17 protein-coding genes, 1 tRNA gene and 1 riboswitch are annotated in these 21,028 nt (G+C 63.5%); of the genes, 10 read left to right on the top strand and 8 right to left on the bottom strand.

Annotated elements, in window-relative coordinates:
* Positions 1–170 precede the first annotated feature (170 nt).
* Complete coding sequence (locus IHE39_RS14520) at positions 171–1,103, top strand: DUF6454 family protein (protein WP_192566975.1); 933 nt, start codon at positions 171–173, stop codon at positions 1,101–1,103.
* Between the two features lie 54 nt (positions 1,104–1,157).
* Here IHE39_RS14520 and IHE39_RS14515 read toward each other — a convergent pair whose 3' ends face one another.
* The gene (locus IHE39_RS14515) at positions 1,158–2,351 is read right to left on the bottom strand and encodes an O-succinylhomoserine sulfhydrylase (protein ID WP_192566974.1); all 1,194 of its coding nucleotides are present in this window, start codon (positions 2,349–2,351) and stop codon (positions 1,158–1,160) included.
* 40 nt (positions 2,352–2,391) lie between these two features.
* A riboswitch (SAM riboswitch) is annotated at positions 2,392–2,469 on the bottom strand.
* 140 nt (positions 2,470–2,609) lie between these two features.
* Between IHE39_RS14515 and IHE39_RS14510 the strand changes: the two genes are divergently transcribed.
* A complete protein-coding gene (locus IHE39_RS14510) occupies positions 2,610–3,698 on the top strand; it encodes a 2'-deoxycytidine 5'-triphosphate deaminase (protein ID WP_192566973.1) in 1,089 nt (362 codons plus the stop codon).
* A gap of 107 nt (positions 3,699–3,805) precedes the next feature.
* Positions 3,806–4,588 carry an ABC transporter substrate-binding protein gene (locus IHE39_RS14505; protein ID WP_192566972.1) on the top strand — a complete coding sequence of 261 codons (783 nt, stop codon included), beginning with the start codon at positions 3,806–3,808 and terminating at the stop codon, positions 4,586–4,588.
* A gap of 150 nt (positions 4,589–4,738) precedes the next feature.
* Here IHE39_RS14505 and IHE39_RS14500 read toward each other — a convergent pair.
* Positions 4,739–4,812 (bottom strand) — tRNA-Gly (locus tag IHE39_RS14500).
* A gap of 98 nt (positions 4,813–4,910) precedes the next feature.
* Positions 4,911–6,737, bottom strand: coding sequence for a glycosyltransferase (locus IHE39_RS14495; protein WP_184771860.1), 1,827 nt, complete (start codon positions 6,735–6,737; stop codon positions 4,911–4,913).
* Between the two features lie 109 nt (positions 6,738–6,846).
* Here IHE39_RS14495 and IHE39_RS14490 point away from each other — a divergent pair, with 109 nt between their 5' ends.
* Positions 6,847–7,839: an NAD-dependent epimerase/dehydratase family protein gene (locus tag IHE39_RS14490; protein ID WP_192566971.1), complete on the top strand. Its 993-nt coding sequence runs from the start codon at positions 6,847–6,849 to the stop codon at positions 7,837–7,839.
* A gap of 16 nt (positions 7,840–7,855) precedes the next feature.
* Here the strand turns inward: IHE39_RS14490 and IHE39_RS31080 are convergent, their stop codons facing one another.
* The gene (locus tag IHE39_RS31080; protein ID WP_192566970.1) at positions 7,856–9,847 is read right to left on the bottom strand and encodes a diguanylate cyclase domain-containing protein; all 1,992 of its coding nucleotides are present in this window, start codon (positions 9,845–9,847) and stop codon (positions 7,856–7,858) included.
* A gap of 234 nt (positions 9,848–10,081) precedes the next feature.
* Here IHE39_RS31080 and IHE39_RS14480 point away from each other — a divergent pair, with 234 nt between their 5' ends.
* Positions 10,082–10,345, top strand: a complete 264-nt coding sequence (locus IHE39_RS14480) for a DUF6460 domain-containing protein (protein WP_184771854.1) — start codon at positions 10,082–10,084, stop codon at positions 10,343–10,345.
* A 43-nt stretch (positions 10,346–10,388) separates the two neighbouring features.
* On the opposite strand, the gene IHE39_RS14475 is transcribed toward IHE39_RS14480, so the two are convergent.
* The gene (locus IHE39_RS14475) at positions 10,389–11,285 is read right to left on the bottom strand and encodes a histone deacetylase family protein (protein ID WP_192566969.1); all 897 of its coding nucleotides are present in this window, start codon (positions 11,283–11,285) and stop codon (positions 10,389–10,391) included.
* A 111-nt stretch (positions 11,286–11,396) separates the two neighbouring features.
* Between IHE39_RS14475 and IHE39_RS14470 the strand changes: the two genes are divergently transcribed.
* Positions 11,397–12,755, top strand: a complete 1,359-nt coding sequence (locus IHE39_RS14470; protein WP_192566968.1) for an MATE family efflux transporter — start codon at positions 11,397–11,399, stop codon at positions 12,753–12,755.
* Here the strand turns inward: IHE39_RS14470 and IHE39_RS14465 are convergent.
* Positions 12,731–13,807 carry a quinone-dependent dihydroorotate dehydrogenase gene (locus IHE39_RS14465; protein ID WP_184771847.1) on the bottom strand — a complete coding sequence of 359 codons (1,077 nt, stop codon included), beginning with the start codon at positions 13,805–13,807 and terminating at the stop codon, positions 12,731–12,733. The genes IHE39_RS14470 and IHE39_RS14465 overlap by 25 nt on opposite strands.
* On the bottom strand, positions 13,804–14,151 hold the full coding sequence (locus IHE39_RS14460) for a DUF952 domain-containing protein (protein WP_184772067.1): 348 nt from the start codon (positions 14,149–14,151) through the stop codon (positions 13,804–13,806). Before IHE39_RS14460 ends, IHE39_RS14465 begins: the two co-directional genes overlap by 4 nt.
* A 112-nt stretch (positions 14,152–14,263) precedes the next feature.
* Between IHE39_RS14460 and IHE39_RS14455 the strand changes: the two genes are divergently transcribed.
* Both IHE39_RS14455 and IHE39_RS14450 read left to right on the top strand, forming a co-directional pair.
* Entirely contained in the window at positions 14,264–14,701 is a 438-nt protein-coding gene (locus IHE39_RS14455) for a hypothetical protein (RefSeq protein WP_184771845.1), read from the top strand.
* A 154-nt stretch (positions 14,702–14,855) separates the two neighbouring features.
* Positions 14,856–15,512, top strand: coding sequence for a response regulator transcription factor (locus IHE39_RS14450; protein ID WP_184771843.1), 657 nt, complete (start codon positions 14,856–14,858; stop codon positions 15,510–15,512).
* 60 nt (positions 15,513–15,572) lie between these two features.
* On the opposite strand, the gene IHE39_RS14445 is transcribed toward IHE39_RS14450, so the two are convergent.
* Positions 15,573–19,067: a PAS-domain containing protein gene (locus IHE39_RS14445; RefSeq protein ID WP_192566967.1), complete on the bottom strand. Its 3,495-nt coding sequence runs from the start codon at positions 19,065–19,067 to the stop codon at positions 15,573–15,575.
* A 211-nt stretch (positions 19,068–19,278) separates the two neighbouring features.
* Between IHE39_RS14445 and mscL the strand changes: the two genes are divergently transcribed.
* Both mscL and IHE39_RS14435 read left to right on the top strand, forming a co-directional pair.
* A complete protein-coding gene (mscL, locus tag IHE39_RS14440; RefSeq protein ID WP_184771840.1) occupies positions 19,279–19,701 on the top strand; it encodes a large conductance mechanosensitive channel protein MscL in 423 nt (140 codons plus the stop codon).
* 115 nt (positions 19,702–19,816) lie between these two features.
* On the top strand, positions 19,817–20,983 hold the full coding sequence (locus IHE39_RS14435; protein WP_192566966.1) for a pyridoxal phosphate-dependent aminotransferase: 1,167 nt from the start codon (positions 19,817–19,819) through the stop codon (positions 20,981–20,983).
* Positions 20,984–21,028 lie beyond the last annotated feature (45 nt).

Here is a 21,028-nt window from a genome sequence, read left to right as displayed (position 1 = left end):
CACGTTGACAGAGTCCGTCGCAGGAGGCGGCGGGTCAACTGCTGTTCGACAAAATCACGCCGATTGTGATGAATGCGCGGTGGATTTCACCCCGCCGACGCATCGGCGTCACCCGTATGTCATGCCGCAAGGCCAGTTTCCAGGTCGTTCAACGACAAGGAAACTCTGTCATGAAACGTCTCTTCGCCCTTCTTTTCGCCGCGGCCTGCCTAGCTGGTGCAACCGCCCATGCCGACGATCTGACAAGCGGCATCGGAAAGCTGACCAGGGGCACGGAGTGGCAGTTGGTCAAATCGCCGAGGCTGGAATTTGACACCTTCCACCCCCAGGGCTTCGCCCGCGTCGGCGAGGCGCTGTTCATGTCGTCGGTGGAGATCATCGAGCGGACCAAGAAGTTCGAAGCGCCGCAGAACGGGCTCGACCGCGACGAGGGCAAGGGTGCTGGCCACCTGTTCAAGCTCGATGCGAACGGCAAGCTCGTCGGCCAGGTGAAGCTCGGCGACGGCGCGATCTATCATCCCGGCGGCATCGACTACGACGGCCGCTGGTTGTGGGTGCCGGTTGCCGAGTACCGGCCGAACAGCAAGTCGATCATCTACCGCGTCGATCCGGAAACCCTGGAGGCGACCGAGGTCTTCCGCTTTCCCGACCATATCGGCGGCATCGTCTCGGATCCCGAAAGCGGCACCTTGCACGCCGTCAGCTGGGGTTCGCGCCGCTTCTACAGCTGGAAGGTCACCGAGGACCTGACAGTGCCGGACGCAGCGCTCGACCCGGAAAAGACGCGTACGCTCAATCCCTCCCACTATATAGATTATCAGGATTGCGCTTTGGCCAAGCCGGGCCAGGCGGTCTGCACCGGCCTTACCGAGTATCGCCCGGGGCCTGACGGGCAGGTCTTCCGCCTTGGCGGCATCGAAACAGTCGACCTCAAGGACGGGCGCCCGCTGTTTCAGGTGCCGATCCAGATCTGGACGGAAAAGGGCAAGTCGATCGCCGGCAATCCGGTGCTGATCGAAAAGACCGAAACGGGCCTGCGCCTGACGGCTGCCCCTGAGGACAACGAGACCAAGCTCTACGTCTACGAAACCAAGCTGCCGTAAGGCGGAATGCGAGCGGCGCTCCTGATGCCGGAGCGCCGTTCGTGGAGCTGCCGCTTAGCGGGCCGCCTTCAGCGCATCGCCGATGTCGTTGAGGAGGTCGTCGGCATCTTCGAGGCCGACTGACAGGCGCAGCGTGCCGTCGTCGATGCCGAGTTCGGCTCGGGCTTCGTCGCTGAGGTTCTTGTGCGTCGTCGTCGCCGGATGGGTGATCAGGCTCTTCGAGTCGCCGAGATTGTTCGAGATCAGGATGATGTTGAGGGCGTTTTCGAAGGCGAAGGCCGCCTTCTTGCCGCCCTTGATGTCGAAGCAGATCAGCGTCGAGCCGCCCGACATCTGCTTCTTGACGATGTCGGCCTGCGGATGGTCGGCCCGGCCCGGATAGATCAGCCGCGACACTTCGGGGCTATCGGCGAGGAAGTCGGCGATCTTGCCGGCAGTCTCGGTCTGCTGACGCACACGCAGCGGCAGAGTTTCGAGGCCCTTGAGCAGCGTCCAGGCGTTGAACGGCGACAGGCTGGGGCCGGTGTGGCGGAAGTAGTCGTGCAGGTTTTCGTCGATCCACTTCTTGTCCGACAGGATCACGCCGCCGAGGCAGCGGCCCTGGCCGTCAATGTGCTTGGTCGCCGAATAAACGACGATATGGGCGCCGAGTTCGAGCGGCTTCTGCTGCATCGGAGTGGCAAAGACGTTGTCGACGACAAGGCGCGCGCCGATCGAATTGGCCAGCGTTGCGACCGCTGCAATGTCGACGACTTCGAGCGTCGGGTTGGTCGGGCTTTCCAGGAAAAACAGCTTCGTGTTGGGCTGGACTGCCTTTTCCCAGTTCTCGATAAACGTACCGTCGACCAGCGTCGCCTCGATGCCGTATCTCGGCGCCAGCGTCTCGACGACCCAGCGGCAGGAGCCGAACAAGGCGCGAGCGGCAACGATGTGGTCGCCGGCCTTGAGCCCGCACAGGATGGCAGCGGTGACAGCCGCCATGCCCGACGCCGTGGCGCGCGCGTCTTCAGCGCCTTCGAGCGCGCACATGCGCTTTTCGAACATGTCGACGGTGGGGTTGGCGTAGCGTGAATAGATGAAACCGGGGCTCTCGCCCTTGAAGCGGGCTTCGGCACTTTCGGCGCTGTCATAGACGTAGCCCTGGGTGAGGAAGATCGATTCCGAGGTTTCGCCGAAGCCGGAGCGGAGGGTGCCGCCATGGACGAGGGTGGTCTGGGGTTTCCAGTTACGCTGCTTTTCGGAGCTCATAGCCAAATCCAAATACAAAAAAACCGGTCGCGAAGTCGCAACCGGTCCATCGACGGCCCTTTAGCGACTTGTTTAACGTGGCTGCAAGCCGACCGGCCAAATCACCACGGGATAAATGTCCTTTAGACCCGCAGCCTGCTTGCGTCAATCGTGGGCTCGACTAAACGTTTTGGGCCACGCACATGACCCCGAAACGGTCGGGATCCAGCCGCCTCGGCTCGCATTTCGGGCTCGTGGCGCTGTAGAGGAGTGAGGCAATTGCGGCAGTCGGGCATACTTCCGGATCAGGATATCGCGGCCCTGTTTGCGTCGGGCGCTCTCAAGGCGCCGCCGCTCGATGGCGACCAGATCCAGCCGGCGAGCCTCGATCTCAGGCTGGGCGCAACCGCATTCCGCACACGCGCCAGCTTCCTGCCCGGCCCCAACTGGCTGGTCTCGGAAAAGCTCGACCGGCTCAAGCTGCACGAGATCGACCTGACCAATGGCGCGGTGCTGGAGACGGGCTGCGTCTACATCGTGCCGTTGCTGGAAAGCCTCGCTTTGCCGGCCGAGATCTCGGCCTCGGCCAACCCGAAGAGCTCTACCGGCCGCCTCGACATCTTCACGCGCGTGATGACCGACCGCGGCCAGGAGTTCGACAAGATCCCGGCCGGCTATACTGGTCCGCTCTATCTCGAAGTCAGCCCGCGCACCTTCCCGATCGTCGCGCGCAAAGGCTCGCGCCTGTCGCAAATACGCTTCCGCAAGGGCAATGCGCTGCTGTCGGAGACAGAGCTTAACGCGCTGCATGTGTCCGAACGGCTGGTGGCCATCGATCCGCCCAACATTTCGGGCGGCGGCATCGCACTGTCCATCGATCTGGCTGGCGAAGTCGGCAGCATCGTCGGCTATCGCGGCAAGCACCACACCGGCCTCGTCGACGTCGACAAGCGCGCCGCCCAGAAGGTCGTCGATTTCTGGGAGCCGATCTACAACCACGGCGCCGAGGAACTGGTGCTCGACCCTGACGAGTTCTACATCTTGGTGTCGCGCGAAGCGGTGCATGTGCCGCCGCTCTATGCCGCCGAGATGACGCCGTTCGATCCGCTCGTCGGCGAGTTCCGCGTCCATTATGCCGGCTTTTTCGATCCCGGCTTCGGTCATTCCAGCGCCGGCGGCACCGGCAGCCGCGCCGTGCTCGAGGTGCGCAGCCACGAAGTGCCATTCATCCTGGAACACGGCCAGGTCGTCGGCCGCCTTGTCTATGAGCACATGCTGGCGCGCCCGAAGGCACTGTATGGCACCGACCTCGGTTCCAACTACCAGGCACAGGGCCTCAAGCTTTCCAAGCATTTCCGCATGGACTGACCTAGCGTCATGGTGCGCAGACCTTAGTCTGCTTGTCCATTTCCGGCCGCTGTGCTTGGCTGGAGCCAGGACGCTCGCATAAGGGCGCCTGGCAAATGGAGAGGACCATGCAGATTTCTTGGAAATTCGCTTGCGCTGCTTCGCTGGCAGCTTTGCTGTCGGCGGCAGGCGGTGCCTGGGCGCAGGACGCGGCAAAACTCAAGATCGCCACCGAAGGCGCTTATCCGCCCTTCAACAGCCTGAGCGCCGACGGCAAGCTGATTGGCTTCGACGTCGACATCGCCAACGCGCTGTGCGCCCAGATGAAAGTCGAATGCGAGATCGTCGCCCAGGATTGGGACGGCATCATTCCGGCCCTGCAGGGCAAGAAGTTCGACGCCGTCGTGGCCTCGATGACCATCACCGAGGAGCGCAAGAAGCAGGTTGCGTTCACCAACAAGTACTACACCACGCCGCTGGCATTGATCGCGGCGAAGACCTCCGACCTTACCTCGCCGGAACCTGATGCGCTGAAGGGCAAGACCGTCGGCGCGCAGGCCTCGACCACCCAAAGCATCTATGCCGAGGACCACTACGCCAAGGCCGGCGCCGACGTGAAGCTCTATCCGACGCAGGACGAAGCGGTGGCCGACCTGACCAACGGCCGTCTCGATGCGGTCGTTGCTGACAAGTTCGTGCTCGTCGACTGGATGAAGACCACCGGCCAGGATTGCTGCAAGATGATCGGCGATCTCAAGGGCACCGAATCCGAGACCGGCATTGCCGTGCGGCTGGATGATACGGCCCTGCGCGACAAGCTCAACGCGGCCATCGACGCCATCGTCAAGGACGGCACCTACGCCAAGGTCAATGCCAAGTATTTCGACTTCGATATCTATGGCGCTGATTGACGTTAAAGCCTGAGAACCGGGCCGGGCGCGTCTTGCGTCCGGCCTGTTCGTTTCAGGGACAGGCATTCGTTGCGGGCCGCCGTCGTGGCCCTCCGACAAGGAGGCGTCAGCTTAGACGATCTCAGCTTGCAGGGTCGTTTCAGGGGGATTTGGAGCGGGTAGCGGGAATCGAACCCGCGCGTTCAGCTTGGGAAGCTGACAGGCTACCATTACATCATACCCGCGCGGGCACTTGGTTAGCATCAGCGTTGCTGGCAGGCAATCGGGAAACGGGATGTCTTGTCCGACGGCTGATGTAATTCGGCGATCTTGCCGAACGGCGCTATTTGCGCTTCCGAAGTATAGATGCTGCCTTGCGCGTCTCAGACAGCGCGATCTCGCCATAGGCACGTGGTTTGAGCTTGCCGCCAAAGCCGGCGCGCAGAATCTTACGGGCCTGGCTGCCGGAGTAACGCGCCAGAATCTCGCGACAAAAGACGCGCGAACGAAACTGGGGCGCGAGCTTTGGCGCGTTGGCCAGGAATATCTCGAACACCTTTGGATCGCTGTAGAACCTGCGCAGCCGTCTCGGCGTTTCGCGGGTGATGAGGTCCAGCACCGACCAGAAGCCGCCGTCGAGCATCCAGACATATCTGACCGCGTTGGCCAGCAGAAAATCGATGTCCGTCAGCGTCGCCTCCTGGGCGAGCCGATAGTATTCCGGCGTTCCAGAGCGCAGCCAAGGCGAGCTTTCGTGGTTCGAGAACGCGTTTTCGCCGTGCAACCTGTAGCCAGACAGGACGACGTCAATGAGCGCGCTGCCACCGAATGCATGACACATGAAGTTGAAGTAGCCGTCCGCCGAACGCATGTATTTGGCCTCGCCGCCGCGCCGGACCAGCCGCAGTTGAGATGCGCGATACATGTTTGCCGTGCCAGGGCTCCAGTGCCAGCCGCTCGCCGACTTCGAAACGAGTGCTGTCCGCACCGAAAGTTGCTGGAAGTCCCGGTGCGAGACGGTTGGCAGGCGCAAGATTGACGCCTCGGGGTGCAGATTTCGTGTCTGGCCCTGGCTGTTGATGGCGCCGCTGCCGCTGGCGGCGGCCAGCATGTTTCCGCGCGCGTCCATCTCCGCAACGCTCGAGGACGTGAAGGCAACGCTTTGCCGGAGCGCCAGGTGAGCCTGGACATGCATTGAAGCGTAGGTCGAAAGCAACACATCGTCGGCGTCGACGAAGCTGACGAAGCCGCCCTTGATCCTGTCCAGCGACCAGAAGGCCGCGCCGAGCTGGCCCAAATTGTCAGGCAGGTTTGCGACTGTGAAGCGGCTGTCGCCGGCAATGTGCCTGGCGATCACCTCGGGGCTGTCGTCGGTCGAGCCGTTGTCGATGACCAGGCATTCGAAATTCGGGTAGTCCTGCGCCTTGATGGAGTCGATGGTGGCGCCGACATAGCGAGCATAGTTCCAGGCGATGACGACGAAGCTGACCAGCGGCGGCTTGAGCGCGCCGCCTGAGAGGCCGGCGAGGCTGCGCTCGCCGATGCTGAAGTCGGACGCTGCGGGCCGGGAAGATGCGCGAGTCTTGCGGATGACGACCTGGTAGTCCTGGTGCAGGACCTCATACTCTCCCGATCTGGCCTGGAGAAAGGCATCGATGCCGGCCTTCGGTCGCTCGGGTGCGGGCTTGGTGGGTTGCCACTGGTAGTCGTCGAGGATCATGATGCCGCCTGACACAAGCAGGTCCCAGCTTTGCTGGGCATCGGTGAAGGCAGAGGCGGCGTGATGGTCGCCATCGACATAAACGATGTCGAAGCGGCGCGATGCGCGTTGCATTTCAGCCAGCGCCTCGATCGAGAAAGCTTTCACCTTTTCAAGCCGATGGGCGAAGGGTTGCGTGTTGGCGTCGAAACGCGCCTCGACGTCGGCCATGTCGGTGTGATGGCACTCTCCTGCCGTCCTGTGCTCGATGCTGCCTTCGAAGGTATCGATGCAGGTGAGCTGACAGTTTGGCAGGAACTGCAGGAAAAACAGGGCCGAGCGGCCTTCGAACGAACCGACTTCCAGAACCCGCAAAGGCTCGTGCGACCGCTCGCGCAGCAGCCGTTCCCAGACCGGGACATGGTGGGAGGTCCAGTCCCTGCTGAAGGCCTTGCCGTCAAAGTAGTTCATTCAAACGCGCCTATTGGCCTGGAAATCGTGAGCCTGTAGAAAGCCTGTAGAAACAGGATTACATGAGCCTGCCTGCCGAAGGACATCTATAGCGAAAGCAGAGGCCGACGTGCATCCGGAAAAACGGGTACTGGTAACAGGCGGGGCCGGATTTCTTGGATCGCATCTCTGCGAGCGGCTGCTGGAGGCAGGAGCGCATGTCTTGTGCGCCGACAATTTCTATACCGGCGCGCGCTCCAATGTCGCTCACCTAGCCGAGCATCCACGCTTTGAGCTGATCGATCACGACATCTGCCACCCACTGCATGTCGAGGTTGACGAGATCTACAACCTGGCCTGTCCGGCGTCGCCGGTCCACTACCAGCGCGATCCGGTCCAGACCACCAAGACCAGTGTGCTCGGCGCCATCAACATGCTTGGCCTCGCCAAGCGTCTTGATGCCAGGATCCTGCAGGCGTCGACGTCTGAGGTCTATGGCGACCCTGCCGTCCACCCGCAGGATGAAACCTACTGGGGCAACGTCAATCCGATCGGTCCGCGCTCCTGCTACGACGAAGGCAAACGCTGCGCCGAAACGTTGTTCTTCGACTATCGGCGCCAGCACGATCTGGAGATCAAGGTCGCCAGGATATTCAATACCTATGGTCCGAGGATGCAGCCCGGCGATGGTCGTGTCGTCTCCAACTTCATCATGCAGGCGCTGCGCGGAGACTGCATCTCGATCTTCGGCGATGGCACGCAGACGCGGTCGTTCTGCTACGTCGATGATCTTGTCGACGGCTTGATCAGGCTGATGGACACGCCGAGGGAATTCACCGGGCCGGTCAATCTGGGCAATCCCGAGGAATTCTCGATGATCGAGTTGGCGAGAGCGGTTTTGGCTGAAACAGGCAGCAGATCGCTGTTCGAGTTCTTTCCGCTGCCTGAGGACGACCCCAAGCAGAGGAGGCCAGATATCACCTTGGCCGGCACGTTGGGCTGGCAACCGAAAACGCAGTTAGAGGAAGGCTTGCGCCGAACGGTTGTCTATTTCCAGGCACGGCAGGTCGAGACGCTCGAAGTTGGCGGCGCCGGCGAGGAGGCCGCGGCGGCGGTTTCCTGATCTCGCGAGCGCAGGATCAGGAACGCATCTGGGGCTGTTCGCGCGCGTGCTCCTGTCGCTGCGATTTGCCTTTCGCCGCTAGCTCGGCCATTCCCACCAGCATCTCATCCTGGTCATGGAAACAGACGCGTCCGCGGCCATCCTGCTTGGCACGGTAGAGTGCCTTGTCGGCACGCTTGAAATAGGCGTCGATGTCGGTTGAATCGTCGCCGATCAAGGTGACGCCGACGCTGGCGCCGATGGTGATCTGGTGGCCGCCGATTTCGTAAGGGGCGCACAGCGCCTCGACGACGCGGCAGCCGAGCGATACCGCCGCATCGGGCTGCAAGCCCTCGCTCTGGATGACGGCGAATTCGTCGCCACCGAGCCGCACCAGGCAGTCGGCATTGCCGGCACAGCCGCGCAGTCTGTCGGCGACCGCGCAAAGCAGCGCATCGCCAACCGGATGGCCAAGTGTGTCGTTGACCTGCTTGAACAGGTCGAGGTCTAGGCACAGCAAGGCACTGTCGAGGCCAAGGCGGGTGTTTGCCGCTGCCTGTTCGAGCCGCTGGTGGAACAAGGTGCGATTGCCGAGCCCTGTCAGGGTGTCGTGGTGCGCCAGATGGGCGATGTCTGCCTGCGCGCGCTTGCGCTCGTCGATGTCTTCGAGAAGCCCGACCCACTCGATGATCTGGCCGTCCTGGTCGAGTACTGGGGCGCCCTGCGAGCGGACCCACAGCCAGCGCCCGTCACTGATCTTGAGACGGAACTCGACGTCCAATGACGTGGAACCGGCGAGCGCCGCCGCCCATGCCGCCGTGGTGATGGGACGGTCCTCGGGATGGATGGCGCTGGTCCATTCCTGGCCTTCGACCTCGCTTTCCGGCCTGCCGGTCAACTGTTCCCAGCCGGAAGCCAGGCCAGCTCCGCCATCACCGTCGCGTCGCCACAGCACGATGGCGCCGGTTTCAGCGATCGTGCGATAGCGCCGCTTTTCGTTGCGCAGCGAGCACTCGGCACGCGCGAAGCTTTGTCGCAAGGTTTCGAATTCACGAATGGATGACGGCGCCACCACAGCCGCATCCGTTTCCTTGCCGTCGGCTATGGCGTTGCTGTAGCGCGCAAGGGCCTGGACCGGCTGCAGGATGCGGCCGCCGAGCCATATCGCGGCACAGACTGCCAGTAATACGCTCGCGCCCGCACCCAGCAGCAGCTTCAGCATCGGGTCGCGCCAGCGCGCATCGAAGACGCTCGTCGACTCGCCGACGATGATCACCCAGCCAGGTGTTCCGGCAAGTTTCTGGAAAGACAGGACGATCGGCACGCCTTCAATTGTCTTTGCCGTGAAAAGTCCTGCACTGGTGCCGAGCGCCTCCAGCCTGGGCCAGTCGGGAGCGACCTGGCCAACGAACCGGTCGGCGTCGCGTGAACGCGCAAGAATCCGCCCGTTGCCGTCAGTGACGGCCACGAGAATGTCGGTCAGAGCGCGCTTGCCACGTTGCAAGGTCTGGATCAGCTCCTGCGGCGACGTCGACATCACGAACGCCGCAGCCCCGCGCTCGCCTGTCGGAGTGGGCACGGCGAGCACAAGGCGCGGCTCGTTGCCTGTGGTCAGCACGTTCGAGACGACATTTGCCTGCGTCCTTATGGCGAGCAAGGCAGCGTCCGCTGCCGCAGCCGACCTGGCGCGCAGTACCGGGACGCGATCGCTTGGGATCAGCGCGACATTGTTGCTGGCTCCGAGTGCCCACTGCTCGGGTTCGGGAAGCGGTTCGGCATTTGGGGTTTCGCGATGTTGTGCCAGCACCGACATATTGGCGAAGCGGCTATCGAGTTCGCCTTCGATAGCGTTGGCCAGCGTGCGGGCGGTATCGTTCAGGCGCGCGGTCGCGGCATCCTTATAGGCAGTGCCGGCGGACCAGACGGCAATGCCCGACACCGCAACGACAGGCAGCAGGCAGGCGAGTGCCAGCGCGATGAGATAGCTGTTGAGATTGCGCTGACGTTGCCAATGTTTCTCGACCCCCACCGCGCACATGCTCCCAGCCAAGGTATGCCGGCGCTGTGGCCGACGATCCATCAGAGGTTGCTAATCACCCGAGAATGTTTGCCAAAAGGTCAACGCCAAGTATCGTCCTGCTTGAAATATCTGCGGCCAGATGACGCTCAGGTTGTGTGGGGCGTGGAAACGCCGGGCCCGCACCTTGATGCTGGCGCGGTTATCACGATATCCCTGTCAGGCTAGAATCGTAGGAGATCGAACTTGTCCGGATTGGCGCGTTTTCTCGGAGACACCCCGCTCAGGGTGTTGATCAAGCTCCTAGTCATCTCCTTCCTCGTTGGCATCGTCATGAGCGCTTTCGGCTGGTCGCCCTTCGACGTGCTTTATGGCATCCGCGATTTCTTCGTCGACATCTGGCGCATGGGCTTCAGTGCCTTCCACCGCTTCCTGGGCTACTTCCTGCTCGGTGCCGCGATCGTCGTGCCCGCCTTCATCATCCTGAGGTTGTTCAGCTACCGCAAATAGGCCCTGCCGTCTTCCGGGGGGCGTGATCTCTTCGGGACCCGGCTCAGGCGAAGGCAGCTGCCGCCTCGAACAGGATGGCATGGCGCGCCGCAAGCGCTGCGATGTCGGTCGAGTAGCCGCCGCCGATCACGCCGCACAGTGGCAAGCCGGCCTCGCGAAAGTGCGCGATGACGATGTGTTCGCGTCGGCGCAGGCCTTCGTCACTCAGTGCAAGACGACCAAGCCGGTCGTCGCGATGTGGATCGACGCCGGCATTGTAGAACACGATATCCCATCCGCCACGGCGTGACAGGCTGGTCAGCGTATCGGCGAGAACCTGGAGATAGGCGTCGTCGGTGGTGCCGTCGGGCAGGCCGATGTCGAGGCTTGAGGCGACTTTGCGCACTGGGTAATTCTTCTCGGCATGCATCGAGAAGGTGAAAACGTCGGGGTGGCCGGCAAGGATCTCGGCGGTGCCGTCGCCCTGATGCACGTCGAGATCGACGACCAGGATCTTTCCGACCTGCCTGTCTGCGAGCAGCGCCAGCGCCGCCACCGCGACGTCGTTGAAGGTGCAAAAGCCCGCACCCTGGGCGCGCCGGGCATGGTGGCTGCCGCCGGCGGCATTGCAGGCGATGCCGTGGCCAAGCGCCAGATGTGCGGCAAGCAGCGTGCCGCCAGCTGCAAGCTGGGCGCGCCGCGACACACGCTCGCCGACGGGGAAGCCAATCTCGCGCTCGATATGCTGCGGCACCGTGCAGGCCAGCACTTGATCGACATAGGTCGCGTCATGGGCCAGGCGCAGCCATTGCGGCGCGATGACCTCGGGTCGGTTGAGCCCGCCCGTCAGGGCGAGGGCCTCGAGCCGCGCCATCAACTGGGTGTACTTGCCCATCGGGAAACGATGGTCGGCGGCAAAGCCGGCGTCGTAGTCGGGATGGCTGACGATTTGAAGCGGCATGACTGAACCAGGGGAGCAAAATCGATTGGAGCCGCAACTTAAATTGTTGCGGGCGTTGGGGAAACCGGGGCATGTGCCGAGCGGGAGATTCGGCAACAGGGAGGACTTTCGTTGGAATACGCATCGCCAGAGGGCCGCGTGACGCCTTTTTCCGTCACCAACCGCTCGGTGCTGGCGATTGCCGTGCCAATGACCCTTGCCTACCTGACGACGCCCTTCATCGGCCTTGTTGGCACCGGCGTCGTCGGCCAGTTCGGCGATGCCGCCCTGCTCGGTGGCCTTGCGGCCGGCGCGGTTGCTTTTGATGTAGTCTTTACCAGCTTCAACTTCCTGCGCGCCGGAACGACGGCGCTGGTGGCGCAAGCCTTCGGCCGCGGCGACGCGTCGGAGGAGCAGGCAGTGTTCTGGCGTGCCGTGGTGATCGCCCTGATTGCCGGCATAGTGCTGGCGTTGACGGCACCGCTGACCTCGCTTGCCGGTCAATGGTTCATGCAGGCCGAGCCGCGCGTCAACGAGACGCTCGACCACTATGTCCGCATCCGTATGCTGGGCGCGCCCTTCGCGCTGATCAACTACGCCATCCTGGGCTACATATTGGGGCGGGGCGAGGGCGGCTTCGCGCTGTTCCTGCAGGCGACGCTCAACGGCGTCAACATCGTCATCTCCATTCTGCTCGGCCTGCATCTCGGCTGGGGCGTCGAGGGCGTTGCCTGGGCAGCCGTTGCCGGTGAGCTGGCCGGCATGGTCATCGGCCTGGCGGTGCTGCTGCGGCGTTTTGGACGTGAGCCCAGGCTGGCGCGCCGGCGCATCTTCGACGCCGCCGCGTTCCGACGGCTGTTCGTGCTCAACCGCGACATCATGATCCGCTCGCTGTCGCTGCTCATTGCCTTCGCGCTGTTCACCCGACAGGGCGCCCAGTTCGGCACGGTGACGCTGGCCGCCAATGCGGTGCTGATGAACTTCTTCATCGCCGCAGGCTTCTTCCTCGACGGCTTTGCCGCCGCAGCCGAACAGCTCGCCGGCCGTGCTGTCGGCGCGCGCTACGAGCCGGCCTTCCGCAAGGCGGTCTATCTCTGCTCGATCTGGGGCTTTGCACTGGCCGGCAGCATGACGGCAGCACTCATGGTCTTCGGCGTCGACCTGATCGCGCTGATCTCGACGTCTCAGGATGTGCGCGCCGCAGCCATCGCCTTCCTGCCCTGGGCGGCGTTCACCGCGCTGAGCGGCGTGCTCGCCTTCCAGATGGACGGCATTTTCATCGGCGCCGCCTGGTCGCGTGACATGCGCAACATGATGGTGGTGTCGCTGCTGGCGTTCATCGCAGCACTGCTGGTGCTGCCTACGCACTACGGCAATGCCGGCCTATGGGCGGCACTGCACCTGTTGCTGATCGTGCGCGGCCTATGCCTGCTGGCGATCCTGAAGCCGCGGGCGCGGGCGACGTTTCAGAGCGGTGCCGCCGCCCATTGATCGAGCTTGCTGTCGCGTAGTTCGGCAATGTTCTTGAGCCCTTCGCGGGCTGCAAACTCGGACATGCCGCGCACGATGCGTGCCGGCAGCGACGGGCCGGCATAGACCATGCCGGTGTAGAGCTGGACGAGGTCGGCGCCGGCGCGGATCTTTTCCAGCGCCGTCTCCGTCGAATCCACGCCGCCGACGCCGATGATGGCGCGTTGCGGACCGAGCAGCTTGCGCATGCGCGCGAGCACCGCGGTCGAGCGTGCGAACACCGGCTTGCCCGACAGGCCGCCGGTCTCGCCGGTATGTGCGGGGCTGTGCAGCGTCGGCCGGGTGATGGTGGTGTTCGAAACGATGACGCCGTCGATGCCCTTTTCGGTCACTTCGGCGGCGATGTCTTCCAGCTCCGCCTCGTGCAGGTCGGGCGCGATCTTGAGGAAAATCGGAACGGGATGGCCGGCTTCGGCACGGGCGATCATCACGCTGGCCAGCAACTCGGCCAGTTGCTCGCGCGCCTGCATGTTGCGCAGGCCCGGCGTGTTGGGCGACGAGATGTTGACGGTCAGATACGAGGCATGGCGGGCAAAGCGCTTTACGCCGAGCACGTAGTCACCGATGCGGTTGGTGCTGTCTTTGTTGGCGCCGATGTTGACGCCGACGATGCCGAGTCGGCCGGCGCGGGCGATCAGGCGCTTCTCGCAGGCGTCGTGGCCTTCATTGTTGAAGCCGAGCCGGTTGATGACGGCGTCATCCTCGACGAGGCGGAAGATGCGCGGCTTGGGGTTGCCTGCCTGCGCCAGCGGGGTCACCGTGCCGACCTCGGCGAAGCCGAAGCCAAGGCCCAGCAACGCGTCGGGCACCTCCCCGTTCTTGTCGTAGCCGGCGGCCATGCCGAGCGGATTGGGCACGTCGAGCCCGGCGATCTTCAGCCGCAGGCGGGCATCGCGCGTAGCGCGCCCCCCGACCGGCAGGCCACAGCGCAGTGCCCTGATCGACATGCCATGCGCGGTCTCGGCATCGAAGCTGAACAGCAGATGCCGGCCGAGACGGTCGAATGCGCTCATGCTTCAAGCTCCGGAAAGTCGTGGGTGCCGTCAGCCTTGAGCGGCAGGGGGCGAACCCATTTGGCAGTTTTGGTCTCAAGCGGTGCGAAAAGATGCGGAAACAGCGCGCCGCCGCGCGAGACTTCGTATTTGAGTGCAGGGCCGAGGCGTTCCGCTGCGATGGCGACGAGCAGCAGATTGTCCTGCCCGGCAAAGTGCTTGGTTGCCGTCTCCACGACCTGTTCGGCGGTCGAGAAATGGATGAAGCCGTCGGCGAGGTCGACCGGCGCGCCCTCGAAAATCCCGTTCCGTTCGGCTTGCCGCCACATCGGTTCGGGACAGATCTTGTAGATGGTCTTCGTCATACGGGCGCTATAGGCTGAAAGCATGATGCGCGAAAGGGCAGCTTTCATTGCCCACCGCAATTTGGGCCCAATGCCCTCAGACAATGCGCACCGTCCGCAAATGGAGACAGCTATGCGCCGCGCCTTTTTGATGTTCGTTCCCCTAATTGCCGGTCTGGGCGCCGGACCAGCCCTGGCCGCCGAAGCGCAGCGCTACCAGATGGAAAAGACCGACAAGGGTTATGTCCGCATGGATACCCAGACCGGTGAGATGTCGATCTGTGAGGAGCGCGACAACCAGCTGGTGTGCAAGCTCGCCGCCGACGAGCGCTCGGCACTCCAGGACGAGATCGGCCGTCTGCAGGGCGAGGTCAAGGCGATCGAGAACCGGGTGGTGGCGCTCGAGAACTCGCTGACCCAGAAGCTGGAATCGACATTGCCGACCGAGGAGGAATTCCAGAAGAGCATGGGCTATATGGAGCGCTTCTTCCGCAGCTTCATGGGCATCGTCAAGGACATGGAAAAGGAAGAGCAGGCACCGCAGACCGCACCCGCTCCGAACAAGACCTGAGTGCAATTTGTGCGCTGGCAGCCCGAAAGTTGAGCATGAATGGCCAACGCGCGCGGTGATTTGACTTTAGCTGCTTGAAAACCCGGCGCCGCGCCGCATAATCGCGCCCGACGGTCCAAGGCGCACAGAACAGTCGGGACCTCGGGAGGGATATTTGCCAGCAGGCCACAAGTTCGTCATCGCGGACGACCATCCGCTTTTCCGCGGTGCTCTCAAGCAGGCCATCGCCGGGCTCGCCGATGTGTCGAGTGTGCTGGAAGCCGGTGACTTCGAGAGCGTCAAGGCGATCGTGGCGGCCAACGAAGACATCGACATCGTCCTGCTCGACCTGTCCATGCCCGGTGCCTCGGGGCTTTCCGGCTTGATCTCGCTGCGCGGCATTCATGCGACGGTGCCGGTCGTCATCGTCTCGGCCCATGACGACCCCGAAACGATCCGCCGTGCGCTCGAACTCGGCGCCTCCGGGTTCATCTCCAAGTCGGCAAGCATGGATGACATCCGCAAAGCCATCGAGGCGGTGCTTTCAGGTGAGATTTCGGCTCCCGGCGACATCGATCTCGGAGTCGAGCGCGATCCGGAGATCTCCGACTTGATCAAGCGGCTGCAATCGCTGACGCCGCAGCAGACGCGCGTGCTCGGCATGCTGGCCGAGGGCCTACTCAACAAGCAGATCGCCTACGAACTCGGCGTCTCCGAGGCGACGATAAAGGCCCATGTCTCGGCGATCCTGCAGAAGCTCGGCGTCGACAGCCGCACCCAGGCGGTCATCCTGCTGTCCAAGATCGGCGGCGAGCCACGCTCGGCGGCCTGACGCATTTCGCAGCCACGCTGGAAGCGTGGCGCCGGCGACAATGCGCCGGAAGGCATACCGTCACTCGGCGGCGTGGGCCATGCGCCGCATCCGGTTCATCATCGAGCGCAGCACGGCCGGCTTGAGCGGCTTGTTGAGCACGGCGACGTCGATCTGATCGGCGGCGGCGCGGACCTCGTTGGAACGGTCAGCGGTAATGAGGAGTGCAGGTGTTGCCTCGCCATAGACCGCGCGCAGCGAGCGGATGACATCGAGGCCGTTCTCGCCGTCGAGATGGTAGTCGGCGAGGATGATTTCGGGCGCCGGCCCGTCCGGCTCGCCGGCGAGGAAGGCCGTCGTTCCGGAATAGGTCCTGACCTCGCAACCCCAGCCCTCGAGCAACAGCCGCATGCCTTCGAGAATGCGGGCATCGTTGTCGATGCACACGACGGTCAGCCCGTTGAGCGCAGCGGCAGCCTGGATGCGTGGCCGGGTCGTGGCCGCGGCAGGCAGTTCCTCGGCGGTGGTGACAGGCAGGATCACTGAAAAGCGGGTGCCCTTGCCTTTGTGCGACTCGATCTGAATCTCGAGCTTCAGCACGCGCGCGATGCGGTCGACGATCGACAGGCCGAGCCCCAGCCCCTGGGCTTCGCGAACACCGTCGTCGAGACGCGTGAACTCCTGGAACACGGTGCCGAGCTTGTCGGTGGCGATGCCGATGCCGCTGTCGATCACCTGTATCTCTGCCAACTCGCCACGACGCCGGACCCCGACGATGACGCGGCCACCGCGGGTGTATTTGATGGCGTTGGAGACGAGGTTCTGGATCAGCCGCCGCAGCAGGTTGCGATCGGTGTTGACGGCAAGCGTCGACGGCACGATCACCAGTTCGAGGTCCTTGGCACGCGCCATGGGCAGGAAGTCGGTGCCGATCTGGCGCAGCAGACCGTCGAGGCGGAACACGGTTTCTGCCGGTTTCATCGCACCGGCGTCGAGGCGCGAAATGTCGAGCACGGCGCCGAGGATGGTCTCGACCGATTCCAGCGAGGATTCGATGTTGCGCGCCGCAAGGCCGGCATTGCCCTTGCCGGCCTTTTCGATCAGCGACGAGCAGTAGAGCCGGGCGGCATTCAGCGGCTGCAGGATGTCGTGGCCGGCGGCCGCGAGGAAGCGCGTCTTGCCGAGATTGGCCTCCTCGGCGAGCATCTGTGCCTGCGCCAGCTCCTCGTTGACGCGGGTAAGCTCCGCGGTGCGGCTCTTGACCCGCTGCTCCAGCGACTCGTTGGCGCGCTTGAGGGCGAGGTCGGCGGCGACACGCGCGGAAATGTCGGTGTAGGTCGCAACGATGCCGCCGTCGGGCATCGGGTTCGACTGCATTTCGATGATCCTGCCGCTGGTCTTGAGCTCGACCTGCCAGGGGCCGCCAAATCTGGTCAGCCGGTCGAGCGTGGTCAGGCGCGAGGTCTGCGGAATGTCGCCGCGCGCCACGAGGTAGGCGAGGATGCGGTCGATCGAAACGCCGACCTGGCCCATCTCGTCGGGCAGGTCGAACAGCGAGCGGTATTGTCGGTTCCAGCAGATCAGTCGGAAATCCTGGTCGAAGACGGTGATGCCTTGCTCCATCTGGTCGAGCGCGATCTGCAACAGGTCGCGGTTGTGCTGCAGCGCTTCGGTGGCATCATCGAGCAGGCGGAACGTGTCCTTGGATGAATTGTCGCCGCGCTTGAACAGCAAGGACAGGATCAGCCGTGCCGACGAGGAGCCGACAGCACTGGCCATCAGCTGCTCGGAAAAGCGGATGACGTCCATGCCGGCCGGGTCGTTGCCGTTGAGCTTGCTGCCGCTCTCGTTCTGGAAGGTCTCGAACGAGCGCTCGGTGCGCTCGACGCCAAGATATCTGGCGATCGTGTCCTTGAGGTCATTGACGGTGATGGTGGTGCGGAAGCGGCGCAGCGACGGCATCGGGCTCGAGTCGCGTGGCACGAAGATCGACGCCTGGATGCGTTCGAGCGGCACCGAGGCGCGCGACAGCGAGCCGAAGACGAAGAACAGCGTGTTGATGGCAAGGCTCCACAACACGCCGTGATTGAGCGGTTCGGCTGATGTGCCAAACAGCGCCTGGGGCCTCAGCGCCTCGATGCCGAACAGCCCGTCGGTGATGACGGTGGTGTCGGGTGCGGCCAGCGTCGGCAGCATCAGCGTGTAGGCCCATACGACGATGCCGGCGGCCATGCCGAGTGCAGCACCGCGGGCATTGGCGCGGCGCCAGATCAGCCCGCCGATGAAGGATGGCGCGAACTGGGCGATGGCGGCGAACGACATCAGGCCGATCGAGGCAAGCCGCGTGTTGGTGGTGCTCTCGCGGTAGTAGAGGAAGGCGACGAACAGGATGATGAAGATCGAGGCGCGGCGGATGTTGAGGATGATCGCCGACCAGTCCTCGGTGTCGCCGGATTTGAAGCTGATCAGGCGGCGCACGAAGATCGGGATGACGAGGTCGTTGGAAATCATGATCGACAAAGCGACGCTGGCGACGATGACCATGGCGGTTGCCGCCGACAGGCCGCCGATGAAGGCGATCATGGCGAGCAGGTCCTGGCCCTTGAACAGCGGCAACGACAGCACATAGAGATCGCTGGTGGTCGCGGTGCCGACGGTGGAAAGTCCGGCAAAGGCGATCGGCAGCACAAACAGGTTGATCGCCACCAGATAGGCCGGGAAGACCCATGTCGCGGTGCGCAGTTCGCTCTCGCTGCGGTTCTCGACGATCATGACGTAGAACTGGCGCGGCAGCATGATGATGGCGAAGCCGCTGATGATGGTCACCACCAGCCAGGTGCCGAGCGAGGTGCCGTAGCCCATGGCGTCGCCGACCTGCTCGGTGGCGGCAAAACTCTGCAGCATGTCGCCGGGGCCGTCGAAAAGGGCGAAGGTGACGAACAGGCCGACGGCGAGGAAGGCGACGAGCTTGACGATCGACTCGACTGCGACCGCCAGCACCAGTCCGTTCTGGTGCTCGGTGGCGTCGGCATGGCGGGTGCCGAACAAGGTGGCAAAAAGTGCCAGCAGCAGAGCCACCACCAGCGAGATGTCGCTGACGAAGGGATCGAAGGACGGCGGCGAGCCGGTGTAGTGCTCGACCATCAGGCTGACCGAACCGGAGATCGCCTTGAGCTGCAGCGCGATGTAGGGGATGGCGCCGACGGTCGCGATCAGCGTGGCGATCGAGGCGACGGCGAAACTCTTGCCGTAGCGGGCGCCCAAGAAGTCGGCGATCGAGGTGATCTTCTCGGCCTTGGCCAGCTTGATGATGCGGCTGAGCAGGGGAAAGCCGAACATGAAGACCAGCACCGGGCCGATATAGATGGCGAGGAATTCGAGGCCGCGCTCGGAGGCGAGCCCGACAGAGCCGAAGAAGGTCCAGGAGGTACAGTAGATGGCAAGGCTGAGCGCATAGATGAACGGACGCGGCCGGCCCGGTCCCACGTTCGCGGCCCGGCGGTCGCCGATGCTCGCGATGGCGAACAGCAACGTGACGTAGGCAATGGCGATGAGGACGACGGCCAGCCCCTGCACTCTAAATTCTCACTCCCTTGGCGGCCAGTGGCCGTGCAATGAGGCAATCACAGCTGCGAAGACAAGTCCATTATCCTTGTCTCCTATGCCGGCCCGGGTGTGCTTGCATTGGCGGGGTTTTGCAACCGGCGGTTTTTGCTATGTTGGCGCTGTGCGGCGACGGTTGGTGGGGAACGATTCGCCTTTCTGCAGATCGTGAACGGAGGGTTCAATGCTCAGGGAATTCCAGGAATTCATCGCCAAAGGCAATGTGATGGACCTCGCGGTCGGTGTCATCATCGGCGGCGCCTTCGGCCTTATCGTCTCGTCGCTGGTTGGCGACATCATCATGCCGGTCGTCGGGGCGATCTTTGGCGGCTTCGATTTCTCGAACTACTTCCTGCCGCTGTCGTCTTCGGTCACGGCAGTTTCGCTTGAAGAAGCCAAGAAACAGGGTGCTGTGTTCGCCTATGGCAACTTCTTCACCGTGGTCATCAACTTCCTGATCCTCGCCTGGATCATCTTCCTGATGGTCAAGGGTGTGAACACCATGCGCAGGCGTCTGGAGAAGCAGAAGGCAGCCGAGCCAGCTGGTCCTCCGCCCGCCGATGTTGCGTTGCTGACTGAAATCCGCGACCTGCTCGCAAAGAAGTAACCAGCCGAGGCTGGCATCGCGAAAACCCCCGGTTGGCTGGACCACCAGGGGTTTTTTCGTTTGCGCGGGCGCGATAGGACTAGGCTCAAGCAGCAACTCTCAGCCTGGGATGACCATGAGCCTTATTGACGCCGTTCGCATTGAGGCCCGCAGCGCTCCGATGAGCGGCATCGAGGCGGTGGCCAATTACGGGCGCGACCGCGCAGGCCTCATCCCGCTGTGGTCGGGCGAGGGCGACATGCCGACGCCGGCCTTCATCAGCGATGCAGCGGCGCGGGGCCTTGCCAATGGCGAGACCTTCTATACCTGGCAGGCCGGCATCCCCGAATTGCGCGAGGCGATCGCGCGCTATTACCAGCGCCATTTCGGCAAGAGCTTCGGCGCCAACGAGTTCATCGTCACCGTCGGTGGCATGCAGGCGATCACCATGGCCTTGCAGGTGACGGCGGGTGCCGGCGACGAGGCCGTCTATCTGGCGCCTGCCTGGCCGAATTTTGCCGGTGCGGCTGGCGTCGCTGGCGTCAGGCCGGTGCCGGTGCTGCTCGACATGACCGACAATGGCTGGAGCTGCGATGTCGAAAAGATCGCCGCCGCCATCACGCCGCGCAGCAAGGTGATCTTCGTCAACACGCCGTCCAACCCGACCGGCTGGACCGCCGATCGCGGGACCCTGCAGGCGATCCTCGACCTCGCGCGCAAACACGACCTCTGGATCATCGCCGACGAGATCTATGCACTGTTTCATTACGGCGGCAGCCGGGCCGCGTCGTTCATGGACATCATGGTTGCAGAGGACAAGGTCCTGTTCGTCAACACCTTCTCCAAGAACTGGGCGATGACCGGCTGGCGCGTCGGCTGGCTCAAGACGCATCCGTCGCTGAGCCGCACCTTCGAGAACCTGGTCCAGTATTCGAGTTCCGGCGTAGCGCAGTTCATGCAGCGTGGCGGCATTGCCGCGCTCAACGAGGGCGACACCTTCATCGCTTCGCAGGTCGAACGCGCCCACAAGGCGCGCGACATCGTCTGCAAGATCCTCGGCGAGACCGGCAAGGTGCGCTTCAGCGTGCCGCCGGGTGCTTTCTACCTGTTTTTTGCCGTCGACGGCATGAAGGATGCGGAGGCTGCCGCCTTCGACATCGTCGACAAGGTTGCCGTCGGCGTGGCGCCCGGCACGGCTTTTTCAGCCGGTGGCGAAGGCTTCCTGCGCCTGTGCTTCCACCGTCGCCTCGACCAGATCGAGGAGGCGTCGCACCGGCTGGCGAAGTGGATCAAGGATCAATAGCCCTGGCTGGTTCCAAGGCTCCAGATGCAGAAAGGCCCGAAACCT

The organism is Aminobacter carboxidus (assembly GCF_014863355.1).
GTDB classification, from domain to species: Bacteria; Pseudomonadota; Alphaproteobacteria; order Rhizobiales; family Rhizobiaceae; genus Aminobacter; species Aminobacter carboxidus.
This window is presented reverse-complemented; position numbering and strand designations above follow the sequence as displayed.

Coding starts and splice junctions, on each gene's coding strand:
- IHE39_RS14520 (WP_192566975.1), top strand. CDS start 171: ATGAAACGTCTCTTCGCCCTTCTTTTCGCCGCGGCCTGCCTAGCTGGT.
- IHE39_RS14515 (WP_192566974.1), bottom strand. CDS start 2,351: ATGAGCTCCGAAAAGCAGCGTAACTGGAAACCCCAGACCACCCTCGTC.
- IHE39_RS14505 (WP_192566972.1), top strand. CDS start 3,806: ATGCAGATTTCTTGGAAATTCGCTTGCGCTGCTTCGCTGGCAGCTTTG.
- IHE39_RS14495 (WP_184771860.1), bottom strand. CDS start 6,737: ATGAACTACTTTGACGGCAAGGCCTTCAGCAGGGACTGGACCTCCCAC.
- IHE39_RS14475 (WP_192566969.1), bottom strand. CDS start 11,285: ATGCCGCTTCAAATCGTCAGCCATCCCGACTACGACGCCGGCTTTGCC.
- IHE39_RS14465 (WP_184771847.1), bottom strand. CDS start 13,807: ATGAGCGCATTCGACCGTCTCGGCCGGCATCTGCTGTTCAGCTTCGAT.
- IHE39_RS14460 (WP_184772067.1), bottom strand. CDS start 14,151: ATGACGAAGACCATCTACAAGATCTGTCCCGAACCGATGTGGCGGCAA.
- IHE39_RS14455 (WP_184771845.1), top strand. CDS start 14,264: ATGCGCCGCGCCTTTTTGATGTTCGTTCCCCTAATTGCCGGTCTGGGC.
- mscL (WP_184771840.1), top strand. CDS start 19,279: ATGCTCAGGGAATTCCAGGAATTCATCGCCAAAGGCAATGTGATGGAC.
- IHE39_RS14435 (WP_192566966.1), top strand. CDS start 19,817: ATGAGCCTTATTGACGCCGTTCGCATTGAGGCCCGCAGCGCTCCGATG.